The organism is Shewanella sp. W3-18-1, assembly GCF_000015185.1.
Lineage (GTDB): Bacteria > Pseudomonadota > Gammaproteobacteria > Enterobacterales > Shewanellaceae > Shewanella > Shewanella putrefaciens.
Genome location: NC_008750.1, coordinates 4,509,501 through 4,530,473 on the forward strand (window position 1 = coordinate 4,509,501; position 20,973 = coordinate 4,530,473).

At 42.8% G+C, this 20,973-nt stretch carries 21 protein-coding genes and 1 riboswitch; of the genes, 10 read left to right on the forward strand and 11 right to left on the reverse strand.

The features are described from left to right. Nucleotides 1-118: 118 nt before the first annotated feature. The 4 genes from SPUTW3181_RS20395 (at nt 119) to SPUTW3181_RS20410 (ending at nt 3,111) form a co-directional block, all read left to right on the forward strand. A complete protein-coding gene (locus tag SPUTW3181_RS20395; RefSeq protein ID WP_011791156.1) occupies nt 119-589 on the forward strand; it encodes a hypothetical protein in 471 nt (156 codons plus the stop codon). 62 nt (nt 590-651) lie between these two features. Then, complete coding sequence (locus tag SPUTW3181_RS20400; RefSeq protein ID WP_011791157.1) at nt 652-1,086, forward strand: hypothetical protein; 435 nt, start codon at nt 652-654, stop codon at nt 1,084-1,086. Between the two features lie 96 nt (nt 1,087-1,182). Beyond that, nucleotides 1,183-2,793: an IS1634-like element ISSpu7 family transposase gene (locus SPUTW3181_RS20405; protein WP_011787758.1), complete on the forward strand. Its 1,611-nt coding sequence runs from the start codon at nt 1,183-1,185 to the stop codon at nt 2,791-2,793. A 12-nt stretch (nt 2,794-2,805) separates the two neighbouring features. Continuing rightward, complete coding sequence (locus tag SPUTW3181_RS20410; RefSeq protein ID WP_227498126.1) at nt 2,806-3,111, forward strand: hypothetical protein; 306 nt, start codon at nt 2,806-2,808, stop codon at nt 3,109-3,111. A gap of 408 nt (nt 3,112-3,519) precedes the next feature. Here SPUTW3181_RS20410 and SPUTW3181_RS20415 read toward each other — a convergent pair whose 3' ends face one another. From SPUTW3181_RS20415 to SPUTW3181_RS20445, 8 genes are all read right to left on the reverse strand, one after another. Next, entirely contained in the window at nt 3,520-4,050 is a 531-nt protein-coding gene (locus SPUTW3181_RS20415; protein WP_011791158.1) for a GNAT family N-acetyltransferase, read from the reverse strand. Then, a complete protein-coding gene (locus SPUTW3181_RS20420; protein ID WP_011791159.1) occupies nt 4,047-4,316 on the reverse strand; it encodes a DUF1778 domain-containing protein in 270 nt (89 codons plus the stop codon). The genes SPUTW3181_RS20415 and SPUTW3181_RS20420 overlap by 4 nt, the downstream gene beginning before the upstream one ends. A 376-nt stretch (nt 4,317-4,692) precedes the next feature. After that, nucleotides 4,693-5,247 carry a transglycosylase domain-containing protein gene (locus tag SPUTW3181_RS20425; protein ID WP_011791160.1) on the reverse strand — a complete coding sequence of 185 codons (555 nt, stop codon included), beginning with the start codon at nt 5,245-5,247 and terminating at the stop codon, nt 4,693-4,695. A gap of 375 nt (nt 5,248-5,622) precedes the next feature. Then, nucleotides 5,623-5,847, reverse strand: coding sequence for a hypothetical protein (locus SPUTW3181_RS20430; protein WP_025007977.1), 225 nt, complete (start codon nt 5,845-5,847; stop codon nt 5,623-5,625). Between the two features lie 355 nt (nt 5,848-6,202). Then, a complete protein-coding gene (locus tag SPUTW3181_RS20435; RefSeq protein WP_025007976.1) occupies nt 6,203-6,895 on the reverse strand; it encodes a hypothetical protein in 693 nt (230 codons plus the stop codon). 337 nt (nt 6,896-7,232) lie between these two features. Further along, nucleotides 7,233-7,373, reverse strand: coding sequence for a hypothetical protein (locus tag SPUTW3181_RS21930; RefSeq protein ID WP_157037401.1), 141 nt, complete (start codon nt 7,371-7,373; stop codon nt 7,233-7,235). 29 nt (nt 7,374-7,402) lie between these two features. Then, nucleotides 7,403-7,786: a GIY-YIG nuclease family protein gene (locus SPUTW3181_RS20440; RefSeq protein WP_011791162.1), complete on the reverse strand. Its 384-nt coding sequence runs from the start codon at nt 7,784-7,786 to the stop codon at nt 7,403-7,405. Nucleotides 7,787-7,796: 10 nt separating this feature from the next. Further along, nucleotides 7,797-9,932, reverse strand: coding sequence for a S9 family peptidase (locus SPUTW3181_RS20445; protein ID WP_011791163.1), 2,136 nt, complete (start codon nt 9,930-9,932; stop codon nt 7,797-7,799). A 167-nt stretch (nt 9,933-10,099) separates the two neighbouring features. Beyond that, nucleotides 10,100-10,325, forward strand: a riboswitch (FMN riboswitch). Nucleotides 10,326-10,516: 191 nt separating this feature from the next. Between SPUTW3181_RS20445 and ribB the strand changes: the two genes are divergently transcribed. Then, complete coding sequence (gene ribB, locus SPUTW3181_RS20450) at nt 10,517-11,170, forward strand: 3,4-dihydroxy-2-butanone-4-phosphate synthase (RefSeq protein WP_011791164.1); 654 nt, start codon at nt 10,517-10,519, stop codon at nt 11,168-11,170. Between the two features lie 491 nt (nt 11,171-11,661). Then, the gene (locus tag SPUTW3181_RS20455) at nt 11,662-14,895 is read left to right on the forward strand and encodes an EAL domain-containing protein (RefSeq protein ID WP_011791165.1); all 3,234 of its coding nucleotides are present in this window, start codon (nt 11,662-11,664) and stop codon (nt 14,893-14,895) included. 62 nt (nt 14,896-14,957) lie between these two features. On the opposite strand, the gene ftnA is transcribed toward SPUTW3181_RS20455, so the two are convergent. Further along, nucleotides 14,958-15,494, reverse strand: coding sequence for a non-heme ferritin (gene ftnA, locus SPUTW3181_RS20460; RefSeq protein ID WP_011791166.1), 537 nt, complete (start codon nt 15,492-15,494; stop codon nt 14,958-14,960). A 341-nt stretch (nt 15,495-15,835) separates the two neighbouring features. Between ftnA and moeA the strand changes: the two genes are divergently transcribed. The 3 genes from moeA to SPUTW3181_RS20475 all read left to right on the forward strand — a co-directional run bounded on the left by moeA (nt 15,836) and on the right by SPUTW3181_RS20475 (nt 18,590). Continuing rightward, the gene (moeA, locus tag SPUTW3181_RS20465) at nt 15,836-17,089 is read left to right on the forward strand and encodes a molybdopterin molybdotransferase MoeA (RefSeq protein ID WP_011791167.1); all 1,254 of its coding nucleotides are present in this window, start codon (nt 15,836-15,838) and stop codon (nt 17,087-17,089) included. A gap of 12 nt (nt 17,090-17,101) precedes the next feature. Beyond that, nucleotides 17,102-17,860, forward strand: a complete 759-nt coding sequence (moeB, locus tag SPUTW3181_RS20470; protein ID WP_011791168.1) for a molybdopterin-synthase adenylyltransferase MoeB — start codon at nt 17,102-17,104, stop codon at nt 17,858-17,860. A 67-nt stretch (nt 17,861-17,927) separates the two neighbouring features. Continuing rightward, nucleotides 17,928-18,590, forward strand: a complete 663-nt coding sequence (locus SPUTW3181_RS20475) for a Bax inhibitor-1 family protein (protein ID WP_011791169.1) — start codon at nt 17,928-17,930, stop codon at nt 18,588-18,590. A 120-nt stretch (nt 18,591-18,710) separates the two neighbouring features. Here the strand turns inward: SPUTW3181_RS20475 and rlmF are convergent, their stop codons facing one another. After that, a complete protein-coding gene (gene rlmF, locus SPUTW3181_RS20480; RefSeq protein ID WP_011791170.1) occupies nt 18,711-19,784 on the reverse strand; it encodes a 23S rRNA (adenine(1618)-N(6))-methyltransferase RlmF in 1,074 nt (357 codons plus the stop codon). A 56-nt stretch (nt 19,785-19,840) separates the two neighbouring features. Then, a complete protein-coding gene (locus tag SPUTW3181_RS20485; protein WP_011791171.1) occupies nt 19,841-20,263 on the reverse strand; it encodes a flagellar basal body-associated protein FliL in 423 nt (140 codons plus the stop codon). Nucleotides 20,264-20,377: 114 nt separating this feature from the next. On the opposite strand from SPUTW3181_RS20485, the gene SPUTW3181_RS20490 reads away from it, so the two are divergent. Continuing rightward, on the forward strand, nt 20,378-20,938 hold the full coding sequence (locus SPUTW3181_RS20490; RefSeq protein WP_011791172.1) for a chorismate--pyruvate lyase family protein: 561 nt from the start codon (nt 20,378-20,380) through the stop codon (nt 20,936-20,938). Nucleotides 20,939-20,973: the final 35 nt, after the last annotated feature.

A 20,973-nucleotide genomic window follows, 5' to 3' on the forward strand; every position in this document is an offset into this window, starting at 1 on the left:
TGCAATTAAGCTGAAGTTTGAGATGATTAGCCTTTAATCCCTCGGATTTGCTAAGATAGTCAGCCTTTCCACCTCTACAGTCGAAAAGCCACACAGTATTGCCAATAAGGTCGAGAATATGGATCAGTTTTCGGAATACCAAAAAGCAATTGAATTGCTTTCCCTATCGGATAATCCCCGACAGATAATGGAAGGACTTGGGGATATTTGTTTTGATGGCGAATCTTTGTATCACAATGGCAATAAAGCCCTAGCCATACACATTTTCAAGCATATTTACGCCTTAGATGCGCACTCAGACTATTTTTCACACGCCAGAACTGTCGCAAAAGCCTTTCTTATAACCCTGGAAGAAATTCCCCCTATCTCCCTAGAAGAGGTTATTTTACAGATAAAGCATGAGCATGCTTCATTAGCTGCACATCAATTGAATCTGCTGATTGCAAAACGCATTTTTAGGGAGTTTAGTCACCATCAAGACGCTATCCACATCACAATACACTATCTCACCAAAGCCGAAGCACTCGCGCCACTGAGCAAGAGTGACCTTCGCTTTAAAGCTTTAGTCAGCTCAAATAAGCATGAGTAAAGGGATAGCGTGACAGAATAAATCATCAGAATTCAACAACCCAATTTTAATTAAGTGATAATATGGACATTTCATCTTTTAAGAAATATATAAAGTTAGCACCAGAAAATGTTTCAGAATGGCAGAAGTGGGAGAATTCATTACCTACCTTCGATTCTATATTACCGATATTGGATTATGTATATAACGCTGAGTGGCAGCGAGATGATTGGAAAGCCATAATGGCATTCATTCGAAAAGGTTATTTTGAGCAAAATAAATCATCTGAGTTGGTTGACGGAATTAAGCATGTAAATATATTCAACTCCAACGTTATTAATCTAAAAGTTGATGTCGCAATTTCATTAAACTGCTCCATAGTTCGTTCATTAGAGTCAATTAATTTATGCTCAGATTCAGTGGAATCATTAAGTGTGTCCCATGCAAGCAAACTCTCTGAAATTACCGGAAACACCCATAGATCCGTCATTCCGCAGCTAATTCCAGAATTTAAATAGTGTGATCTGGCGATCAGCTTTTCATAAAAACTACGACACCATCTTGACCGCGATCGACAGTTTTGATCTATTACTGCTATTTGACGGTCTCAAAATATGTCTACCCATCCTGTTATTAAACGCTTAGATCACCTTGGTCTCATTGCCGCCTTTTGTCACGAAATTGGCCTGCCACGGATGATAGATGCCGTTATCCCAAAATATTCTGACCACAATGTTTCTCATGGTGACGCGGTATTGGCCATGCTCCTAAATGGACTTGGCTTTCATAGCAGAACACTGCACATGTTCTCGGACTTTTTTAAGACCAAGCCTGTATCTAAGCTACTCGCCAAAGACATTGAAGCACACCACCTGACTGATGATGTACTAGGCCGCACATTAGATGCTCTATACGAAGCCGATGTCTCAGCGCTCTATCAGGTTATTGCTGAGCGTGTTGTTGATAAACTGGGCTTGACGACCGATTCTGTTCATCTTGATATCACTAGCTTCCACGTTGATGGTGAGTATGCACAAGATGAAAACACCAACGTGATTAAGCTTGTAAGAGGTTATAGTCGGGATCATAGGCCAGAGCTTAACCAAGTCGTGCTTGAACTCATCTGTGAAAACCAAGCAGGTATTCCTGTTTACATGCAAGCACTGAGTGGTAACACCAATGATGCCAAGGCATTCGCTGAAGTCACTAAAAGACACATACATTGCCTAAAAGCCGCGCAAAATAGTCGTTACTTTATCGCTGATGCCGCTTTGTACACCGAAGAAAGCATCTCCTCGCTAGATGAGCAAAATCAAAAATTCATTACCCGTGTCCCCATGACCATCAAGCTCGCAAAACAAGCACTACTTGCGCTAGAGCCAGAGCAATTAAGCACTATCGGTCATGGCTACTCAGGATGTTGGATAGACTCGGATTACGGAAAGGTCAATCAACGTTGGTTGCTCGTTCACAGTGAACAGGCCACCAAGCGGGAAGAAATCACTTTCTTCAAGAACTTAGAGAAAAACATAGCAAAAGAAATCAAAGCGTTGGAAAAGCTAAGTAAAAAACCATTCGCTTGTGAAGTTGACGCAGAATTAGCGTTTAACGATTTCAAGAAACAATGTGACTTACTTGGGTTTGAACAAGGCACTCTCATCAAACAGCCGACTTACTCTCATTCGGGCCGCCCAAAGACAGATGAAGCACCGACAGGATACCAATACTTTATCGAAGCCGCCCCCTTCACCGACCTAGAAAAAGTAAAACTGGCTAAGCTCAAAGTAGGCATGTTTATCCTCGCGACGAATGACACCGACAATGAAGCACTCACCATGGCGGCTCTTCTAGCACATTACAAATCGCAACAAAAAGTCGAGCGCGGCTTCCGTTTTCTAAAAAGCCCTGAGTTTTTAACCTCTTCCATCTTCTTGAAAAAGCCTGAGCGCATTGAAGCGTTGCTAATGATAATGACGTTGAGCTTGCTTGTTTACGCTAGTTTAGAACACAAAATCAGAGAACAACTCGCACAAACCGAAGCGTTCTTCCCAAGTATGGTAAAGAACAAGACGACCTCCAGACCGACGGCACGTTGGGTCTTCTTGCAATTCGAAGGCATAGATACGCTAGAGATTAACGGCCAAAGGTTCATCACTGGACTTCAAGATCACCAAACACAACTACTCAAATTACTCGGTAGATTCTATGAGGTAGTTTATTCCTAAATTAGCTGCGGAATGTCGGATAGATTAAGTTACTTATCATTAAATAAATGTCAAAAGTTAGATTTTTTCTCTATAATTTCAACGCTTGATAGCGTAAAAATTTTAGACCTTAGCGGGAATCCACAGTTATCCAGTATTGACGCATTGCGTGGAAATAAAAATATTTTTGCGTTATATCTAGTTGAAACAAATGTCATTAAGACTAAAGAAACTATCGATATTTTGACTTCGATGCCAAACCTGAAAAAAATTTGGATTAAAGCAAACAAAAAGGAGTTGGAACTTTTGAGAGAAGCTCTACCAGGGATTGTAAATTAAGCATAGAAAAAGACCGGACATGTAGTTCGAGAGCACGAAAAGATCTGTGTAAGTGGCATTTTTTAACTCTCGATTCTTACGTCTCTAACCCCAATGCAGACCAGTCTTCGGTGACGACTAAAACTTAACTATTTGATTTATTGTGAAAGTTAATCGTTAAGCTATTAAGCACTGCCATTCCAGTGACTCGCCGCCAACGATCACTTCCATGGTAGTACTTAATTCCGCGAGCTAAACCGTATTCTGTTAGCCTGAAACTACGCCCAAGTGTAATGCCAATGCCGAGCTAACTATCTCAGCAGGTATATCTCTTTAAGCAAGTTAGGCACGATCAATAGCTTAGCGCAGCAAAATTTAACAATGGGCCTTATTAAACTTTTGCACAACAGGCAAGGTGGGAGCTTGTAGCTAAGTGAATAACTGACCGACTGTTTTCATTGGAATAAACATTCTGACACGACCGTTGATTTCACAAAGAACCTCGAAACCATATTTTGCGTAGAATGATTCAGCTTGGTCAGTTAAGCAATCGACAACAATGGCATAAGCTCTCATGTGAGCGTTAATTTCCCACAGATATTCTAGTGCTTTGATTAAGCTAGCTTTACCTAACCCACTGCCATGAAACTCTTTATGAACCGCAAGTTGAGCAAGCAGAAAGACCGGAATGGGATAGCGTGGTAACTTTTTGCCAATAGCTTGCGGCAAGGTATCACGGCAAATTGAACTTGGTGCGATAGTATAAAATGAGCAAATTGGATATTTTTGATTGGGCAATGGCATAGCAGCAGGTAAAACCATTGTACGGCTAATACCTGCTTGCATATGTTTTGCTGCTTGAGTTTGGATAAAATCGTTTAACTCTGCTTCGCCACAGTCAAATGATACTCTATCGTGTAGTGATTTATCCAATTCTTTGAAAATTTTGGAATAACTCACTTAAACTCACCATTTTTAGTAAATGCAGCCGCTTCACGCAATGCCTTATTCGGAACCTTAGCCTCATCACAAGCCATTATGAATTGGTCGAATACATCTGCTTTAACCGTAACGCTTTCATGCTCAGCTATCACCTGAGTTGCATCTTCGTCCATTAAGCGAACAACGTATTCAGTTAAGCTTTTTAACCCGAGCAAAGCGGATGCTTTCTCAGCCTTAGCTTTGATTTCTTCATCCAAACGGATATCAAGTCTTGCAGTCGCCATAAAACCTCCTATCGTACGGAAAAGATCCGTAATGAATTGGAGTATAAAGCTTAAACAACCACAGCGCAAATTGTACGGAAGCGATACGGATTCAATTTTTAGATTTGTTGGAATAACACTTCGAATATGCAGCGCGTTATTCTTCGCACCGAAGGACAAGGAGACTGTGTGAAACCGAGCTAACAAAAAGATGTGGCAGTCCTGTGCTTGTGTGACTTTTATTGCATCATTCACAAAATTTAACAGTGGGTGTCTAGTTAAACTCTGTGTAGGCTGTTAATCCCACAAGAGTTTTGCCAGCTCTACCATTCCCGTAATAAAATTTAACAATGGGTGTCTCGTTTAAACTGATATTTCTACTCAACAGCACAGCAGACTAGAAGCTTTTATCCAACTGAGAAAGCAGATATTCACGGCGTTTTGTGAGTAGATCTGGGTGTTTTGCAAAGATACTAGGAGCATGTGGAAGAGCAGCTATTGTGGCCACCTCTTCCACATTTAATCCCGATAAAGGCTTATTGAAAAGTGCATGGGATGCGTAGGAAAAGCCTTTTGAATCTTTGCCAGTATACGCTTGTGCCAAATAAAGAGTTAATTGCTCTTGCTCTGTAAGGTGAATCCTGACCAACTGCAGCCACAGAAATGACTTAATATGCCAATAAGTCATTGATTCGGTTTTATGGCGGATATTTAAATTATCAATAATCAACCTTGTAGCAAGCCAATCAAGATTTTCGCCAGTGGATATACGAACGAGCTGCACGATTATGGCTGGAGGCACTGATTCTTCCGGAGTAGCAACTTGGATGAGTCGAGTTATTTCTACACGGTGAGGCTGAAAGTAAAAAAGATCATAAATTGCAAAACTTATTAGCGGCAGCACCACAATAATTACAGTCACCCAAGAAGAAACTTTAAGGCTTAGTCTCATTGTGGCTCCTCAAATAAATCTTTCTAAATTAAAACGGGTTTATCGACAGTTTAACGAGACATCCTTTGTTAAATTTTATAGTGCTGCAACTATCTAGGATAGTTGTTTATGTAGCCCCATAGTCAAATCTATTTTTTTCGACACCCTTCATCAACTTCGCGGAGGAGATGAACTTCTGTTTCCTCAGTGCAAACTTTTAATCTCAAATGAGTTTTTCCTGTTCGACTACTCCTGTAACGTACTTTAACAATGGGTATCTCAATAAACTCTACCCTCTTCCGTAAGCTCTCACTCCTCCCCTGCACAGGTCAGACTGATTTGATAGACAGTGCCATCCGCTGCATTTAATCCTCTATTTTTCTCTACCTTTTCTTTTCAGCTACTAAAGTATTCATCTAATGCCAATCTCAATTTATTAGCATCTACGAGATCACCAAAGCAAACCTTTACTACTTCTTGACCATTTAAAGTTTCATCTCTCATAGATATCGATATGTTATGAAATCCGCGCATATAATCATCCAAGTCATTTGCATCAAATGTATGATTAACATACATAAACACTTCTTCACCTTCAAAAAATAATTCATTAATTTTCATCAATTCTCCCTCGTTTCAAAGTCCCTAATAATTTCTTTTTCTTCTGGTGTAGGATCGCGTTTATCATCTTCATTACCTTAAGGTTTATCTTGCTTTTTAGATCAGGAAGTCCGCATGAATGGTTAGGATTTAGCCTTTGATTTAAATCCAGCAACCAAGGCTTGCTCCAAGAAGCTGGGGTTCATCATGCAACTATTCTGTTTAATTGACACTGTAATTTTGGTTGGCTCAGCTCTTATTCTCGGTGCAGGCTGTAAATCCCACAAGAGTTTTGCCAGATCTACCATTCCTGTAAGAAAATTTAACAATGGGTGTCTCGTTTAAACTTGGTTCGATGCTGGTAAAACATATAACATTAACAATTTAGCGGGTCTATCCCTATGCTTCGCACATGTAAAAATCTTATAGGTTCAATAATGTATTTTTTACCATTTATAATAATGGATGGTAACTGGACAGAGTAATCTTCCAATTTATACTCAATATCGCTTGAAAAAATACTTATTGATGCACCAGAATTAAAATACTTTTTACCAAATAATGTGTTATAGCCAAAAAAGGTATTACCAGTTATCTTTGATATAGGAATTACACTGAGATACCCATTATTAGTTGACTCATCAGAATTAGCATTTGGAATGTTCTCTGCCCGTGTAATTAATTCAGCTATCTTTACATTCCATGTTTTGTTTGTTGTATTGTCAGCAATTACAATTTCATCGCTCTCAAATTGAAAGTATGTTCCAGATGGAGCAATAATTGAAGCTGCAAAATGAAAACTCTTAAATCTCTCATTTTTTGCTGAACTAGAGCTAGATACTTCTAGCTCAACTCCCCCACTAAGCTGTATTGATATGTTATCCGTAGGACCAGAACCTCCACAGCCATTACTGTGTGTAACTCCTTCGCTATATATTGGCTTGTAGTAATCACGAACTACAGGCGCACATGAGACAGATATTATTGAAAGAGAAATTATAAATACACATTTTTTGAAAAGCATATATGGCGCACAATTTCCTTGGAAACATAACGTCTTAGTGCGCATACGCGTTAACCTCATTAAACAAGTACAAGTGCACATATTTAATCACTTGAAATAAAACAAATTTATCAGTATTTCAATAAATACACCATCATAAAAAACGACATTAAACGATCCAACGCTATTTCAACTCTTCTTTTAGCTGCTCTATTTGGCTATTAATAGATAACACCAATGTGTCAGCCCTTGAAATGCCGCGACTTGTTCGTGCGCTAAGCTTTGTTCCCCTCGTAGCACTGGCTTGGTTGTTAGTTTATTGAGATACTCACAGTTAAACTTTGCTCCTGACGACAGAATCGGGATATGTGCAGGCTAACAGAATACTCTGTAGTTAATGGGATTAAGCACTGGCATGGAAGTGACCGTCCGTGACATGGATGTAACGGTCGAGCATACAAGGACGTACTTGCTGCGTGTCACTGGAATGGCACTGCTTAATCATTTCATCGGCATTTATAAGATCTCGATTTCCGCTCAACATTATTGCCGGAATGACGAAAAAACAGACTGTTAAGCAGTTTCACGCCCACTTTCAATCAACGCCAATTTCTGAGTACGACTCAGTTTTTTAACCGCGATTTCACGCTTTAGGGCATCGCTGTGGGTGCCGACTTGTTCTTGATACATCAGGGTTAATGGCCCTTTACCGCGCAGGTATTTTGCCGCCTTGGGGCCATTGGATTGATGTTCCTTAAAGCGCCGTGCGACATCGGTGGTAATGCCGGTGTACAAGTGTCCATTGGCGCAGCGGATCAGATACAGATACCACATCGATACTTGCACTATCTCTGACGTAGCGCCTTGGTCTGAAGTAACAGCTTGAGCTTGGCTAGCCCTTTGCTCAGAGCTAGCCAAGTGATCTGGATTTGCTGTCTCAATGGCTAAATCAGTCACCTGTTGGCGCCTACTTAATTATGCCCAGCAGGTTTAAGAAGAAGGCATATTCTTGGGCTGTGTCTTGGTACTGGCGATAACGGCCACTCTTACCACCGTGGCCAGCATCCATATTCACATCCAATAACAACACCTTATCGTCAAACTTGTACCATTTATTTTGCACATCACGCAGCTTAGCGACCCACTTAGCGGGTTCAAAATATTGCACTTGTGAATCATGCAAACCCGTTGTGACTAGCAGATGGGGATACTCATGGTCGGCCACGTTGTCATAGGGCGAGTAACTCAGCATGTAATCAAAATAAGTTTTCTCGTTAGGATTACCCCACTCGTCGTACTCATTAGTGGTGAGCGGAATCGACTCATCGAGCATGGTCGTTACCTCATCCACAAAAGGCACATGCGCTGCAATGGCAAAGTACTTTTCCGGTGCCATATTGGCAATCGCGCCCATTAATAACCCGCCCGCACTGCCGCCAGAGGCAACGACTTTATTTTTATCGCCATAACCTTGCTCGGTTAACGCCGTTGTTACGTCAATAAAATCATTAAAGGTATTCTTTTTATTCAGTAATTTACCTGCATCGTACCAAGGGCGACCTAACATTTCGCTACCACGCACATGGGCGATGGCATACACAAAGCCGCGGTCGAGCAGACTAATAACCGATGAAGAAAAATCAGGTTCAACGGTGTAACCATAAGATCCATAACCATATTGATACAGAGGGTTAGTACCGTCTTTCTTAAACTTATCTTTACGATAAACCAAGGACACTGGCACCTTGGCACCATCACGGACGGTCACAAACAAGCGCTCGGCGCGGTATTGGCTGGCATCAAAACCACCAAGCACTTGTTCCTGCTTGAGCAGATCGCGTCTATCGGGATTGGTTAAATGGTACTCATAAATCGCCTCTGGCGTGGTAAGGCTGGAGTAGAAAACACGTAACTTGTCGCTATCTTGCTGAGCGTTAACATCTAACCCAAGCACATAGGCGGGTTCATCAAAACTCAGTTCAAAGGGCTTTTGACCATTGAAAGGCATCACTTTGATGCGTGTTAGGCCATTTTCACGGGTTTGAATAATCAAGTAATCCTTAAGCACTAAGTCATCTTCAATCCGTGCATTAGGGTTATGGGCTACCACTTCTTGCCACTTGGATTTATCTGCCGCATCTTTGATGGCAACTTTCATTAAACGAAAGTTAGTCGCCTGCCAGTTGGTGAGAATGTAATAGGTATCCCCCAACTTAGACACGCTATATTCATGGCCTTCTTCTCTTGGTAGTACAGGCTTAAATAACCCTAAAGGATCATTGGCATCCAGCACAGAGACTTCACTGGTAGTGGTATTTTCATGGAACAGTACAATCTGCGACTCATCTAAGGTTTTACCGAGAGAAAGGTAATATGAATCGTCTTGCTCTTCATAAACCAAAATATCCCGTGATTGTGGCGTGCCTAATTCATGGCGATAAACTTGATAGCCGAGTAAGGTCTTAAGATCTTTCGCAATATAGAACACATGCCGATTATCGTTACCCCAAACCACTCGACCTTCTGTATTTTCAAGCACATCGGTGATCATATCGCCCGAGGCCAAGTCTTTAAAATAAATGTGGTACACGCGGCGACTGAGCACATCTTCACCAAAGGCCAGCATGGTTTCATCTGGGCTGACACTCGCGCCACCTAAACCATAAAACTCATGACCCTTAGCTCGCTCGTTAACATCGAGCATCACTTGTTCTACACCATCGGCACCCTTACGGCTGATCAGCGGATATTCGCTGCCCTCTTGATATCGACGGTAATAGCTATGCTGGTGCCATTGGTACGGCACGCTCGACTCATCGGCAACTAAACGCTCGGTTAACTCTTTATAAAGGCCATCTTGCAGTGGCTTTAAGGGTTTGAAATAAGCCGCGGTATAGCGATTCTCAGCGTTGAGATAGGCTAACACTTTAGGATCTTTGCGTTCATCGTCACGTAGCCAATAGTAATCATCGGTACGCGTGACACCATGCAAGGTCATCACATGGGGAATTTTTTCAGCAATCGGGGCAGGAATTTGCCCTTTTTGAGTCGAACAACCAGATAGCAACATGGTAATACCTAAAGTGAGTAGCAGAGATCGCATTTATACGTCCTTGTGACGTCCATAACGACCGTCGATGAGTGCGACGGCAAATAAATTAGTATGATAGTGGTGAGGTGTGCACTAGCGCAAACATTGAACGCCAGAAGTTGCCATTCGGGTTAAATAAGAGCAACATAACTGCGTTTTTTAGCCTAAACGGCTTAAAAGCAAATTCTCAGGGCGGGGTGAAACTCCCCACCGGCGGTAAATGAGTAACGGCTAAGTGATGGTGACTTAGTGTGGCTCAAAGCCCGCGAGCGCCCGAAATACTTCGGGGTCAGCAGATCTGGTGCCTCAGTGTTTGCCGAGTGCAAATCTGATATTCCAGAGCCGACGGTAATGGACTGTGACCTTAATGGCAACAGTGCTGAGTCCGGATGGAAGAGAATGTAAGACGGCACTTTGCGGCACCCATGTATAAACATGCTCAGTATCGCACAGTGTTAGCCTCATGTTTTGCAATAACTTCACCCAGTGAAGTGATATTGCTACAGCAAAATTGAGCCATTAGGTTTGGTTAAGTTGTATTCCTGCACGCCCTGATTCTGGATATTCCAATGTCGTATTTTTTAAGGATATTAACCATGAATCAGTCTTTACTTGCTCCTTTTGGTACTGCTATCGAACGTGTTGAAGCCGGTCTTAATGCCCTGCGTCAAGGCCAAGGTGTGTTAGTTGTCGATGATGAAGATAGAGAAAACGAAGGCGACTTAATTTTCGCTGCCCAGACGCTGACTAACGCTCAAATGGCCATGCTTATTCGTGAATGTAGTGGCATCGTTTGTTTGTGTTTACCGGACGAAAAAGTCAAAGCCCTTGAGTTACCGCCTATGGTGGAAAACAACTCAAGCCAATATGGTACTGCGTTTACTGTGAGCATTGAGGCAAAAGTCGGTGTAACGACTGGCGTTTCTGCTGCTGACCGCGTGACCACCATCAAAGCGGCGATTGCCGATGGCGCTAAGCCAAGTGATTTGGCGCGTCCTGGCCATGTGTATCCACTGCGCGCCCAGCCCGGTGGTGTGTTGACTCGCCGCGGTCACACAGAAGGCACGATTGATTTAATGCAACTCGCGGGTTTAAAGCCCGCTGGCGTATTATGTGAAGTCACTAATCCAGACGGCACAATGGCACGTTTACCTGAAATTATTGCCTTTGGTGCCCAGCACAATATACCTGTGCTAACGATTGAAGATATTGTTCTTTACCGTAAATCGCTGCTCGCAAATGTAGGCTAAATCAAGTTTTAGTAACACATTAAGCAGTCGTCACCGTATATTAAGGACGCCTTTTTCAAGGGCGTCCTTTTTCTTTCTATACGCTAGATAAGATATCCCAAAACTGGGGCTCGATAGCATTACCCATAAGGTCAACATCGTCACGGACCACCACGATAAGTATGCAATTGATATTCGGCTTTACCGCCTAGTGAGTCAGCTAACATCGCTAACGCTCAAATACTGCTCAATATCACAGACAAACAATCCAATTGTTTGATAGGGGAAATACGTCAATAAAAATAATTGCTTAGACCAATATATAACAATTTGCTTAATTTCGTGACCTAGATTAGATATCCATAAACTAAAGGTCGCGGGCTGTTCGGGTCTATGTTAAAAATCGTCACCCTGTGCCTAGGCTCATTTTTTTCACCATTTAACTCAGTATCAAGGCAATTGCCTTGATTTTTTATATCTCCAACTAGGCAAATGGGTAGGAGTAAGCTTGTATGCCATCAACGCTACATCATCTCAGTTTGAAGCAAAAACTGATTCTGTTTTCTTTGCTTCCCCTATTGATGATGGGCTTTTTCGTATTAACCCGAATGTACGTTCTGGCTAAAGAATACCGCGCCGCGGATCATAGTCATCTAGCAATACAAACAACGGCACAAGTAACTGATTTACTATATCAATTGCAAAACGAATATAGTCTTAGCGTCAATGGCAGCCAAGCGGCAACACCATCCGATGAAACGGAACTGCAGCAACAGCAAACTAACACCAAGAAGGCTTTAACTCATCTTCTCACTAGCACATCATTCGCGACCTTAATTGATGCACTCACGGGTGCTCAACCAGCATCAGAGCAATTACAAGCACAACGAGACGCTATTGCACTTTCAAGTCATAACTTAGCATCGGCTCGTCAAGGTGTATCAGATAAACAACCACAAGCGTTGACTGAGCTCTATTTCCAACTCAATAAGCAATTATTGCAACTACTCCAACTGTTACAGTTGCAAACTAACGATATTAATCAATCTCGTGCTTACACTGATTTATTGAATCTGATCACTGTGCAGGAATTGGCAGTAAAAGAGCGCAATGTGATCAATCAAATGCTGTTATCAAAAGAACTCAATATCACTGATTACCGTACAATAAGTACTGTTATCTATGAATACGGCCAAGCAATTTTACACGCCAGTAATGCATCCATATCAACCAAACAGTCCCTTATTCATCAGGTTCAAACCTCTCCCGAAAGCCTGCAAATCTTAAAAATCAGCCAACAGATTGAGCAACAGCTACGCATTAGTACCCTAGCGAAAACGATCAATGCTCATTTAGGTTATGGTGGTTTAATCGATAGCTTTCAAGATTACCGACTTACAGGTACAGATGCTGCACGACAAAAATTTAATGCCGCGCTATCCATCATCCGACTCAATTTAGCTGAATTGAATCATGAAATTCGTCATCTACCCGAATTAGCCACCCCAGTAAATGTGGTTGAAAACACGATAGAACAATACGCATTTTATATGGATAAGTTGCACGAGCTTAAACAGCAGCAACGCCCTCTTGAAGATATCAACGGGCTTATGAATATCAAAAAGGCACAGCTAAACGAAGCAATGGGTAAACTGTTAATGCCGCCTCATCCAGTCACAAGTCAACTCTGGTGGAAACTGACAACGGATCGCATCAACAAATTACACGCCATCAGCAAAGAAATGACTCAATCTATGGCGCTACAGAGTGAGTACTTAAAAACGAAAGCCTTGACCTTACTCGGACTCTATTTATTCTCGGCATTTTTAACCGCGACAATAACGCTCTGGCTTGGCCGCAAAATTATTAGCAATTTTATGGAAAAAATAACCAGAATTGCCAATGGGATGCAGCAAATGGCGGCGGATCCCACACTCAATATTAATATCAATATTTCAGGTTCAGATGAACTCGCCCGAATGGCCCGCGCCATGAACCGCATGATTAGCGAACGTCAAAAGGCAAGCCATGCGCTAAGCCGAGCCGCAGCCGTGTTTAATTATTCCGCCGAAGGCATAGTGGTCACAGATGCTGAAAACCATATTGAACTGATTAATCCCGCCTTCACCCAGATAACGGGTTATACCTTAAATGAAATTAAAGGCCACAACCCATCAATACTAAGCGCTAAACGCCATCAGCCACATTTTTATACCGCTATGTGGCAATCGCTTCAAAAAGAAGGGAAATGGGAAGGTGAAATCTGGAATAAGCGTAAAGATGGAGAGGTGTATCCCGAGTATCTTGCCATCACAGTTGTCAAGAATGAACAAGGAGAGATCATCCAGCATATTGGTTTATTTATGGATATCAGCAAGCGTAAGCAATATGAGCAGGACCTCTGGTATCAAGCCAACTTTGATAGCTTAACAGGCCTACCCAATCGCAAACTGTTTAACGAACGACTACAGCACGAAATCCAACTGGCTCAACACGATTCACGCAAACTGGCCATCCTACTAATTGACTTAGATCAGTTCAAATACATCAACGATGTGCAGGGTCATGCCACGGGGGATTTGCTGCTTCAGGATGTCGCCAAACGCTTAGAAAGCATCGGTGGCCAAAACGATTTTATTGCGCGGATCGGCGGCGATGAGTTTGTGCTTATTCTGCCACGCCTCACTAATGAACTTGCCATTGAGCATATGGCTACGCGCATTATCGAAACCTTAGCCACGCCTTTTAGTCTGAACGAGCGAGAGATCCAAATCTCCGCCAGCTTTGGTATTGGGGTCTACCCAGAGGATGGCCTTGATGTGAGCTCCCTCACCCGCAATACCGAAATGGCAATGTATCAAGCCAAAGACGCAGGGCGAAATAACTTTAAATATTTTACCTCGGGAATGAACCAAGCCATGTTTGCCCGCATGGAACTGGAACAACGCCTTCGCCGCGCAGTGGCACAAAATGAGTTTGCCTTGCATTATCAACCGATTGTGGATATGAAAACAGGCCAAGTCTGCAGTGTTGAGGCACTTATCCGTTGGCAAGATCCCGATTTGGGATTAATACCGCCAGATCATTTTATCGGGATTGCCGAAGAAACAGGACTCATTGAACCTATGGGGGAATGGGTGCTCAATCAAGCCATGAGTGATCTTAGGCAATGGCAGAAAAGCGGCTTAAATATCAATGTTGCTATCAATGTTTCTGGCCGGCAATGCATCAATACGCGCGGAATGAGCTTTGATCAGGTGCTGCAAGAATGCTTCAATCGCCACCATATTAATCCGAGAAATGTTCATATTGAGATCACTGAAAGTATGCTGATGGGCGATGCCAGCCACTGCCTCAGTACCCTCAATGCTATTCGTCAGCTAGGCTCACAGATTTATATCGATGATTTTGGTACAGGCTATTCATCCCTCAGTTATTTGAAGAAATATCCTATTTCTGTCATAAAAATTGACCGCAGTTTTGTAGAACATGCCCTCGAAAGCACTTCAAATGCCAACTTAGTCAAAGCGATTGTGATGATGGGCCAAAGTCTTGAAATGAAACTCGTCGCCGAAGGGATAGAAACCCCAGCACAATGGAATTTCCTAAAAGACTTAGGCTGTGATTTCGCCCAAGGCTATTTAATTTCTAAGCCACTGCCTTTCGATGACGTCACACCATTACTCAAACAAAAGTACCAGATACGACTCGATTCCGATGGTGAAGCTGAATGCAGTAATTTCTAAGCGTAAAACGCCTAAAAACAAAAAAGCAGCCTAGGCTGCTTTTTTGTTTTTTACATAGAATGTTAAGCCTGTGGTTGGCTCTGACCATTCATAATGCTTTCACCGCCCTTTGAGGCAAGCTTTGCTAAGTCTTTATCAATAAAGAACAACGCTTTACCATCTTCGCCTACTAAACGGATTTTATCGACAATCGACTTGAACAGTTTCTCTTCTTCGTGCTGCTCAGCGACATACCATTGTAGGAAATTAAAGGTTGAGTAATCTTGGTTAGCAAATGCTGCATGGGCTAATGCATTGATTTGGCGAGTGATCAACTGTTCATGTTCATAGGTCAACTCGAACAAGGCTAGCAAAGATGAAAATTGCGACTGTGGCGCTTCGATAGCCCCTAATAAAGGCAAACCACCGGTTTCACTCACATAGGTGAACAGACGACGCATATGGCCCATTTCTTCATCGGCATGCTCACGCATAAACTTAGCTGCACCTTCAAACCCTTGATCCTCACACCATGCACTCATTTGCAGGTATAAGTTTGAGGAAAAGAACTCCATATTAATTTGTTCATTCAACTTGTCGATCATGGCTGCTGACAGCATAGTAAACCCTCTTTTGCGCTCGAACTGAATCATAGGGTCACATTGTCATTAAGGGGGCCAATAAAAGCAACAAAATTTACCTTTCATACTTATCTAAGTTAATGATTCTTTGATAAAAATGATTTTCATTTGTTCATAGACTCGTGTTCAGCCCTATGGTTTGGTATTCAAATAAGCTGCGATTTACCTTTAAATCGGCAGTAAAAACTGACAGTCCTATCACAGAAACAGGTATACAGATCATAGCCATCGCAGATCACCATGGCATAATAGACAACCCTACTCAGGTGAAAACTCATTTCGCGTTGTCCTAGACAACCATTGCATTTAAGGAAGACCCGATGTCCGTAAAAGCCGATCCTTGTTCGCAACCTAGCCTTATGCATCCCGATCAGGCCATTCCTCTTTTGCTCGAACAAGTGAGTCCTGTGTCAGACACCGAAGTCGTACCATTGCCCCACGCACTTGGTAGAGTATTGGCCGAAGATCTGGCCTCTTGTATTGACTTACCCCCCTTCGATAACTCCTCGATGGACGGTTATGCCTTTCGTTTTGCCGACTTAAATACACAAACCAATCGCACCTCATTGCGACTCATAGGTAGCGCGTTTGCGGGCCATGGTTTTGAAGGTAAAGCCAAAGCAAACACTTGTGTGCGTATTATGACAGGTGCGCCCGTGCCTGTGGGTTATGACACAGTACAGATGCAGGAAGAAACGGAAGTTCAAGGTGAACTTATCCTCATTAATCACCCCAAAGGCAAAGGGGCAAATGTACGCTGCAAAGGTGAAGAACTCACCCAAGGCACCAAAGTACTCACCGCAGGAACTCAAATTGGGGCGGCAGAGTTAGGCGTATTAGCCACGATTGGCGTGAGCCAAGTGCGGGTTTATCGCCAGTTAAAGGTTGCCTTTTTCTCAACGGGAGATGAATTACGTCCCGTCGGCAGTGAGCTTGCTCCCGGTCAAATTTACGACTCTAACCGTTACTCTATTCAAGGTTTGCTCAGCAGGGCAAATGTGGAATGGATTGATTTAGGCGTGATAGCCGATGATCCTGAAGCGATTCGCCAAGCGTTTCGTACCGCAGCCAGCCAAGCCGATATGGTACTGACCTCGGGTGGCGTATCCGTGGGCGAAGCCGACTTTACTAAACAAATTCTCGATGAAGAAGGCCAAATTACCTTTTGGAAACTCGCGATTAAACCGGGTAAACCCTTTGCAATGGGGCGTATAGGTAAGGCCGTATTCTGTGGTTTACCGGGTAATCCCGTTTCTTCAATGGTGACTTTTTATAAGTTAGTGTGGCCCATACTGAACAAGATGCAGGGATTAACCCCTGTAACGCCTTTGATGTTGGATGCAATACTGACAACGCCAGTGCGTAAACATCCTGGCCGAGTTGAATATCAACGGGGAGTGTTAAGCCGTAACACCCAAGGAGAACTTGAAGTCGCCATTACGGGCAGCCAAGGTTCTGGCATGCTGACCTCCATGAGCCTCGCGAACTGTTTTGTAATATTAGAGCAATCCCAAGGTGATACTCCCGCAGGTTCTAAAGTAACAGTAGAACCTTTTAACACAGTGCTTTGCTAGGATTAGCGTAATATGAATGATCAAGTCGATATCCTCAGCGACAGCGAACTTTTAAGATATAGCCGTCAGATCTCCATCAAAGCGATGGATATCGACGGTCAAGAACGCTTAAAACAGGCCAAAGTACTTATGATAGGCGCGGGTGGCTTGGGCTGCGCCGCCAGCCAATACCTGACAGTTGCGGGCATTGGCGAACTCACACTTGTGGATTTTGATACGGTTGAACTCTCCAACCTACAACGCCAAGTGTTACATCAAGACGCTAATATTGGTCAGCCCAAAGTGGCGTCAGCAAAACAAACACTAAGCCAGTTAAATCCCCATGTAGCAATCAACACTATCAATGCTGTGTTAGATGACCACGAATTTGATGCGCTTATCGCCGACCACAATATAGTGCTCGATTGTACCGATAATGTTAGCGTGCGTGAGCAGCTTAATCTCTGTTGTTTTAAGCATAAAGTGCCCTTAATTTCTGCCGCGGCTATCCGTATGGAAGGCATGGTAACTGTGTTTGATTATCAGGTTGAAACCCCTTGTTATCATTGTTTTAGCGCCCTATTTGGCGAGCAGCAATTAAGCTGTGTTGAATCAGGAATTCTCGCCCCTGTAGTGGGGATGATCGGTTGCTTACAAGCGGTTGAAGCCATTAAAGTCATAACCGGAATGGGTAAGACACTGGCAGGGCGTATTTTAATGATCGATGCAATGACCATGGAATTTCGCGAAATGAAACTGCCCAAACAACCCCATTGTAAGATTTGCCAATAACAGCCGTAGTGGTTTTAGATTAACTTCGCTTTATACAGCGATAAATTATAAGGATATAAAGGATCATATGGATTCACAAAATAGCGTTTTTGACCGTAGCACGACAAATGACACTATCATAGGCGCGGGGCTTTATAACCTAGTGATAGGCCTAACGCTCGTTTGGGGATTTGCAGTTAACTATTGGATGGTCACTAATATTGATCCCAACACGATTGCAAGTATTAACCCTTGGATTTTCTTTATCGGCTATTTTGCCTCCTGTTTCTTTGGGATTTATCTATTTCAAAAATCGAGTAACCCCGTCGTAAGCTTTATTGGCTATAACTTTGTAGTCGTCCCCTTTGGCTTAATTATCAATATGGTAGTGAGTCAATATGATCCAGAGTTAGTCACGGAAGCCATCAGAATAACGGGGCTAGTGACCGTAGCGATGATGTGCTTAGGTACACTTTTCCCCGCCTTTTTCCAAAAAATTGCTGGCGCACTCACCATAGCACTACTGCTCGTTATCGTGGTTGAACTGATTGAAATATTTATCTTTAATACTCACCACGGTATTTTAGATTGGATAGTCGTGCTTATTTTCTGCGGTTATATCGGTTACGACTGGGGACGGGCGAATCAAATCCCCAAGACCATAGATAATGCCATTGATAGTGCCGCGGCTTTATATATGGATATCATCAACCTATTCTTACGAATTTTGCGCATATTAGGTCGTAAATAAGCACCTTACCTATCGGTGACACTATTGAAGAATGGGCATTATTTCGCCGCGATCATAAAGAAGAAAACCAATAGCTTAATACCAAGGTAGGCGTCAATGACGCCTACCTTTTATATTCAATTAATCTGATAAATGCGCATTGCGCCAGATTTTACGTTTAGCTGCCGACTGAAAGCTCCATGCTAAAATCCGCGTCATTTTATTGCCTTGCTGCATTTCTATGGTTTTGACTGTATCTACGGCCAATTTCGCTAATGCTTGATAGCATGGTTTCAAATTTTCCTTCTTAGAGACCAGACTCGTAAACCACAAACATTGATCGGCAAATGCTTGGCTCTCATCGATCATTGTGGCTAAAAACTGCGGCTCACCGCCTTGGCACCAGAGTTCTGCGCCCTGTCCCCCAAAATTCAGTTTAGCCACAGGCTTGGCTGTACGACCGCGATTAAGTTGCAGATTACGTACTTTACGCAGGCTTCCTTCTGCCGCTTCGGCTAAAGAAGCGTGAAAAGGTGGATTACAGAGGGTTAACTCGAAGCGTTCTTGAGGCTGAATAACGCCCTTAAATATCGCGCTTTCATCGCCCTGCAATCTTAAATTTAAACGGCCATGTAATGCAGGATTTTGTGCAATGATCCCTTGGACATTCGCTAAAGAAATCGAATTGATATCCGATGCCACAAAATGCCAACCAAAAACTTGGCAGCCCAAAATAGGGTAAATACCATTCGCGCCAGTACCAATATCGAGTACAGAAACACGATCCATAACTAAGTGGTGATCTCCTTCAGCTAAAAGATCTGCCAAATAGTGTAGATAATCCACTCTACCGGGAATAGGAGGACATAGCGCGCCTTTAGGGATATCCCAAAAATCAATCCCATAATGATGTTTAAGTAGCGCAGTATTCAGGGTTTTAACCGCCTCTGGATCCGCAAAATCTATGGATAATCCACCAAATGATGTTGGTCGCACAAAGGCATTAAGTCGAGGAAATGCTTTGATCAGAGCGTTAAAATCATAGCCATTAATATGGACATTGCGTGGATGTAGTGCTTTTTTTATCTCAGCGATTGAACGTGTGTTAACGGGAGTCCTTTTCACCTTAGCTCGAGCACTCGGATGTTGAGTTTTAGGCTTACCGTTAGGCGCATTACAGGATAGTATCTGAGTAGAACGAGGAGGTTTTGGCATAACAACTCAATACATAGGGCCGATACTGACTCGGCCCTTACGCTAATATGACGAGATTAATCGTAGAGATAAGAAGTAAATAACAAGTTTAAAATAATAGACTTACCCGATTCTTTAATAATGAGATTATTCAACATATCAAAGCACTCACGGCGGATCTCTTCTCGACCGATTAAGGATTTAACTTTCTCTTCCGATTGATTTCCAAGTATCTCGACAAGCGCAGCGCGCAGTAATGGATCATGGCGCTGAAGGATAAGTAAGTCTTCCGGATTTTTAACCATTAACTCAACACTGATCTTCACAAAACCGAGCTTTTTACGATTGGAAATATAATTGGTCACAATCTCGGGATCAAAACCATAGTAAGCATAGTTAGCCACAGGCGGCGTTGCGGGAGGCGTTTCTTTCTCATCAGCGGCATAGACACTGAAAACAACACCAAACACCATCAGGCAGGCTGTTAGTAATTTTTTCATCGTGGTTTATAGCTCCCTAACAAGTGTGGTCAATGGAAGAAACTTCCCAATCTATCTGCTCGCGCCGCGACATGGTAGACTGCCGACGTTTGCCTATATTGTAACGAGTATTTAATGAATGTGACTAGCTTAAGCTTCCCCTATGGTGAATCTATTCAATGGTTTTGTGCTGATCGTACCGATAAACTTCCCCCGTCACCGCTAAAAGAGTGGTTACTCGCCCCAGGCAGCCTGACAAAAAAACTCAAAACCTGCTGCAATCAGTTTGAAGTCAAAGTCCTCGGTGAAGGCCAACTCGCCCCCTTCAAAGATGAATATCCTCAGCAAGGCTCTGTTTGGGTTCGTGAAGTATTGCTATGCCTTGATAATGTTCCTTGGGTGTTTGCCAGAACCTTAATCCCACTCTCTTTGCTGTCTGAACGAGAAGCGGATTTTCTCGGTTTGGGTTCTCGTCCCCTTGGCGAATTACTCTTTAGCCAAGATAACTTTATCCCCGGCAGAATAGAAGTCGCCAGCTTTGATACAGGTAGTCGTCTTGCACACTTAGCTGCAAGTTTAGATCAAAGGGTTGAACATCTCCTGTGGGGACGCCGTCGCTATTTTCACCACGGCCAGGATGAGATGATCGTCAGTGAAATATTTTTACCTGCGGCCGAGCGAGCAATTTGCCAGTGATCACTTTTATCTTGCGTTAATTCTTAATCACAATG

Excerpts from the sequence above, each read along its gene's own strand:
- SPUTW3181_RS20395 (WP_011791156.1), top strand. The coding sequence starts at position 119 with ATGGATCAGTTTTCGGAATACCAAAAAGCAATTGAATTGCTTTCCCTA.
- SPUTW3181_RS20400 (WP_011791157.1), top strand. The coding sequence starts at position 652 with ATGGACATTTCATCTTTTAAGAAATATATAAAGTTAGCACCAGAAAAT.
- SPUTW3181_RS20405 (WP_011787758.1), top strand. The coding sequence starts at position 1,183 with ATGTCTACCCATCCTGTTATTAAACGCTTAGATCACCTTGGTCTCATT.
- SPUTW3181_RS20410 (WP_227498126.1), top strand. The coding sequence starts at position 2,806 with ATGTCGGATAGATTAAGTTACTTATCATTAAATAAATGTCAAAAGTTA.
- SPUTW3181_RS20420 (WP_011791159.1), bottom strand. The coding sequence starts at position 4,316 with ATGGCGACTGCAAGACTTGATATCCGTTTGGATGAAGAAATCAAAGCT.
- SPUTW3181_RS20425 (WP_011791160.1), bottom strand. The coding sequence starts at position 5,247 with ATGAGACTAAGCCTTAAAGTTTCTTCTTGGGTGACTGTAATTATTGTG.
- SPUTW3181_RS20430 (WP_025007977.1), bottom strand. The coding sequence starts at position 5,847 with ATGAAAATTAATGAATTATTTTTTGAAGGTGAAGAAGTGTTTATGTAT.
- SPUTW3181_RS20435 (WP_025007976.1), bottom strand. The coding sequence starts at position 6,895 with ATGCGCACTAAGACGTTATGTTTCCAAGGAAATTGTGCGCCATATATG.
- SPUTW3181_RS21930 (WP_157037401.1), bottom strand. The coding sequence starts at position 7,373 with ATGTTGAGCGGAAATCGAGATCTTATAAATGCCGATGAAATGATTAAG.
- SPUTW3181_RS20445 (WP_011791163.1), bottom strand. The coding sequence starts at position 9,932 with ATGCGATCTCTGCTACTCACTTTAGGTATTACCATGTTGCTATCTGGT.
- ribB (WP_011791164.1), top strand. The coding sequence starts at position 10,517 with ATGAATCAGTCTTTACTTGCTCCTTTTGGTACTGCTATCGAACGTGTT.
- SPUTW3181_RS20455 (WP_011791165.1), top strand. The coding sequence starts at position 11,662 with ATGCCATCAACGCTACATCATCTCAGTTTGAAGCAAAAACTGATTCTG.
- ftnA (WP_011791166.1), bottom strand. The coding sequence starts at position 15,494 with ATGCTGTCAGCAGCCATGATCGACAAGTTGAATGAACAAATTAATATG.
- moeA (WP_011791167.1), top strand. The coding sequence starts at position 15,836 with ATGTCCGTAAAAGCCGATCCTTGTTCGCAACCTAGCCTTATGCATCCC.
- moeB (WP_011791168.1), top strand. The coding sequence starts at position 17,102 with ATGAATGATCAAGTCGATATCCTCAGCGACAGCGAACTTTTAAGATAT.
- SPUTW3181_RS20475 (WP_011791169.1), top strand. The coding sequence starts at position 17,928 with ATGGATTCACAAAATAGCGTTTTTGACCGTAGCACGACAAATGACACT.
- rlmF (WP_011791170.1), bottom strand. The coding sequence starts at position 19,784 with ATGCCAAAACCTCCTCGTTCTACTCAGATACTATCCTGTAATGCGCCT.
- SPUTW3181_RS20485 (WP_011791171.1), bottom strand. The coding sequence starts at position 20,263 with ATGAAAAAATTACTAACAGCCTGCCTGATGGTGTTTGGTGTTGTTTTC.
- SPUTW3181_RS20490 (WP_011791172.1), top strand. The coding sequence starts at position 20,378 with ATGAATGTGACTAGCTTAAGCTTCCCCTATGGTGAATCTATTCAATGG.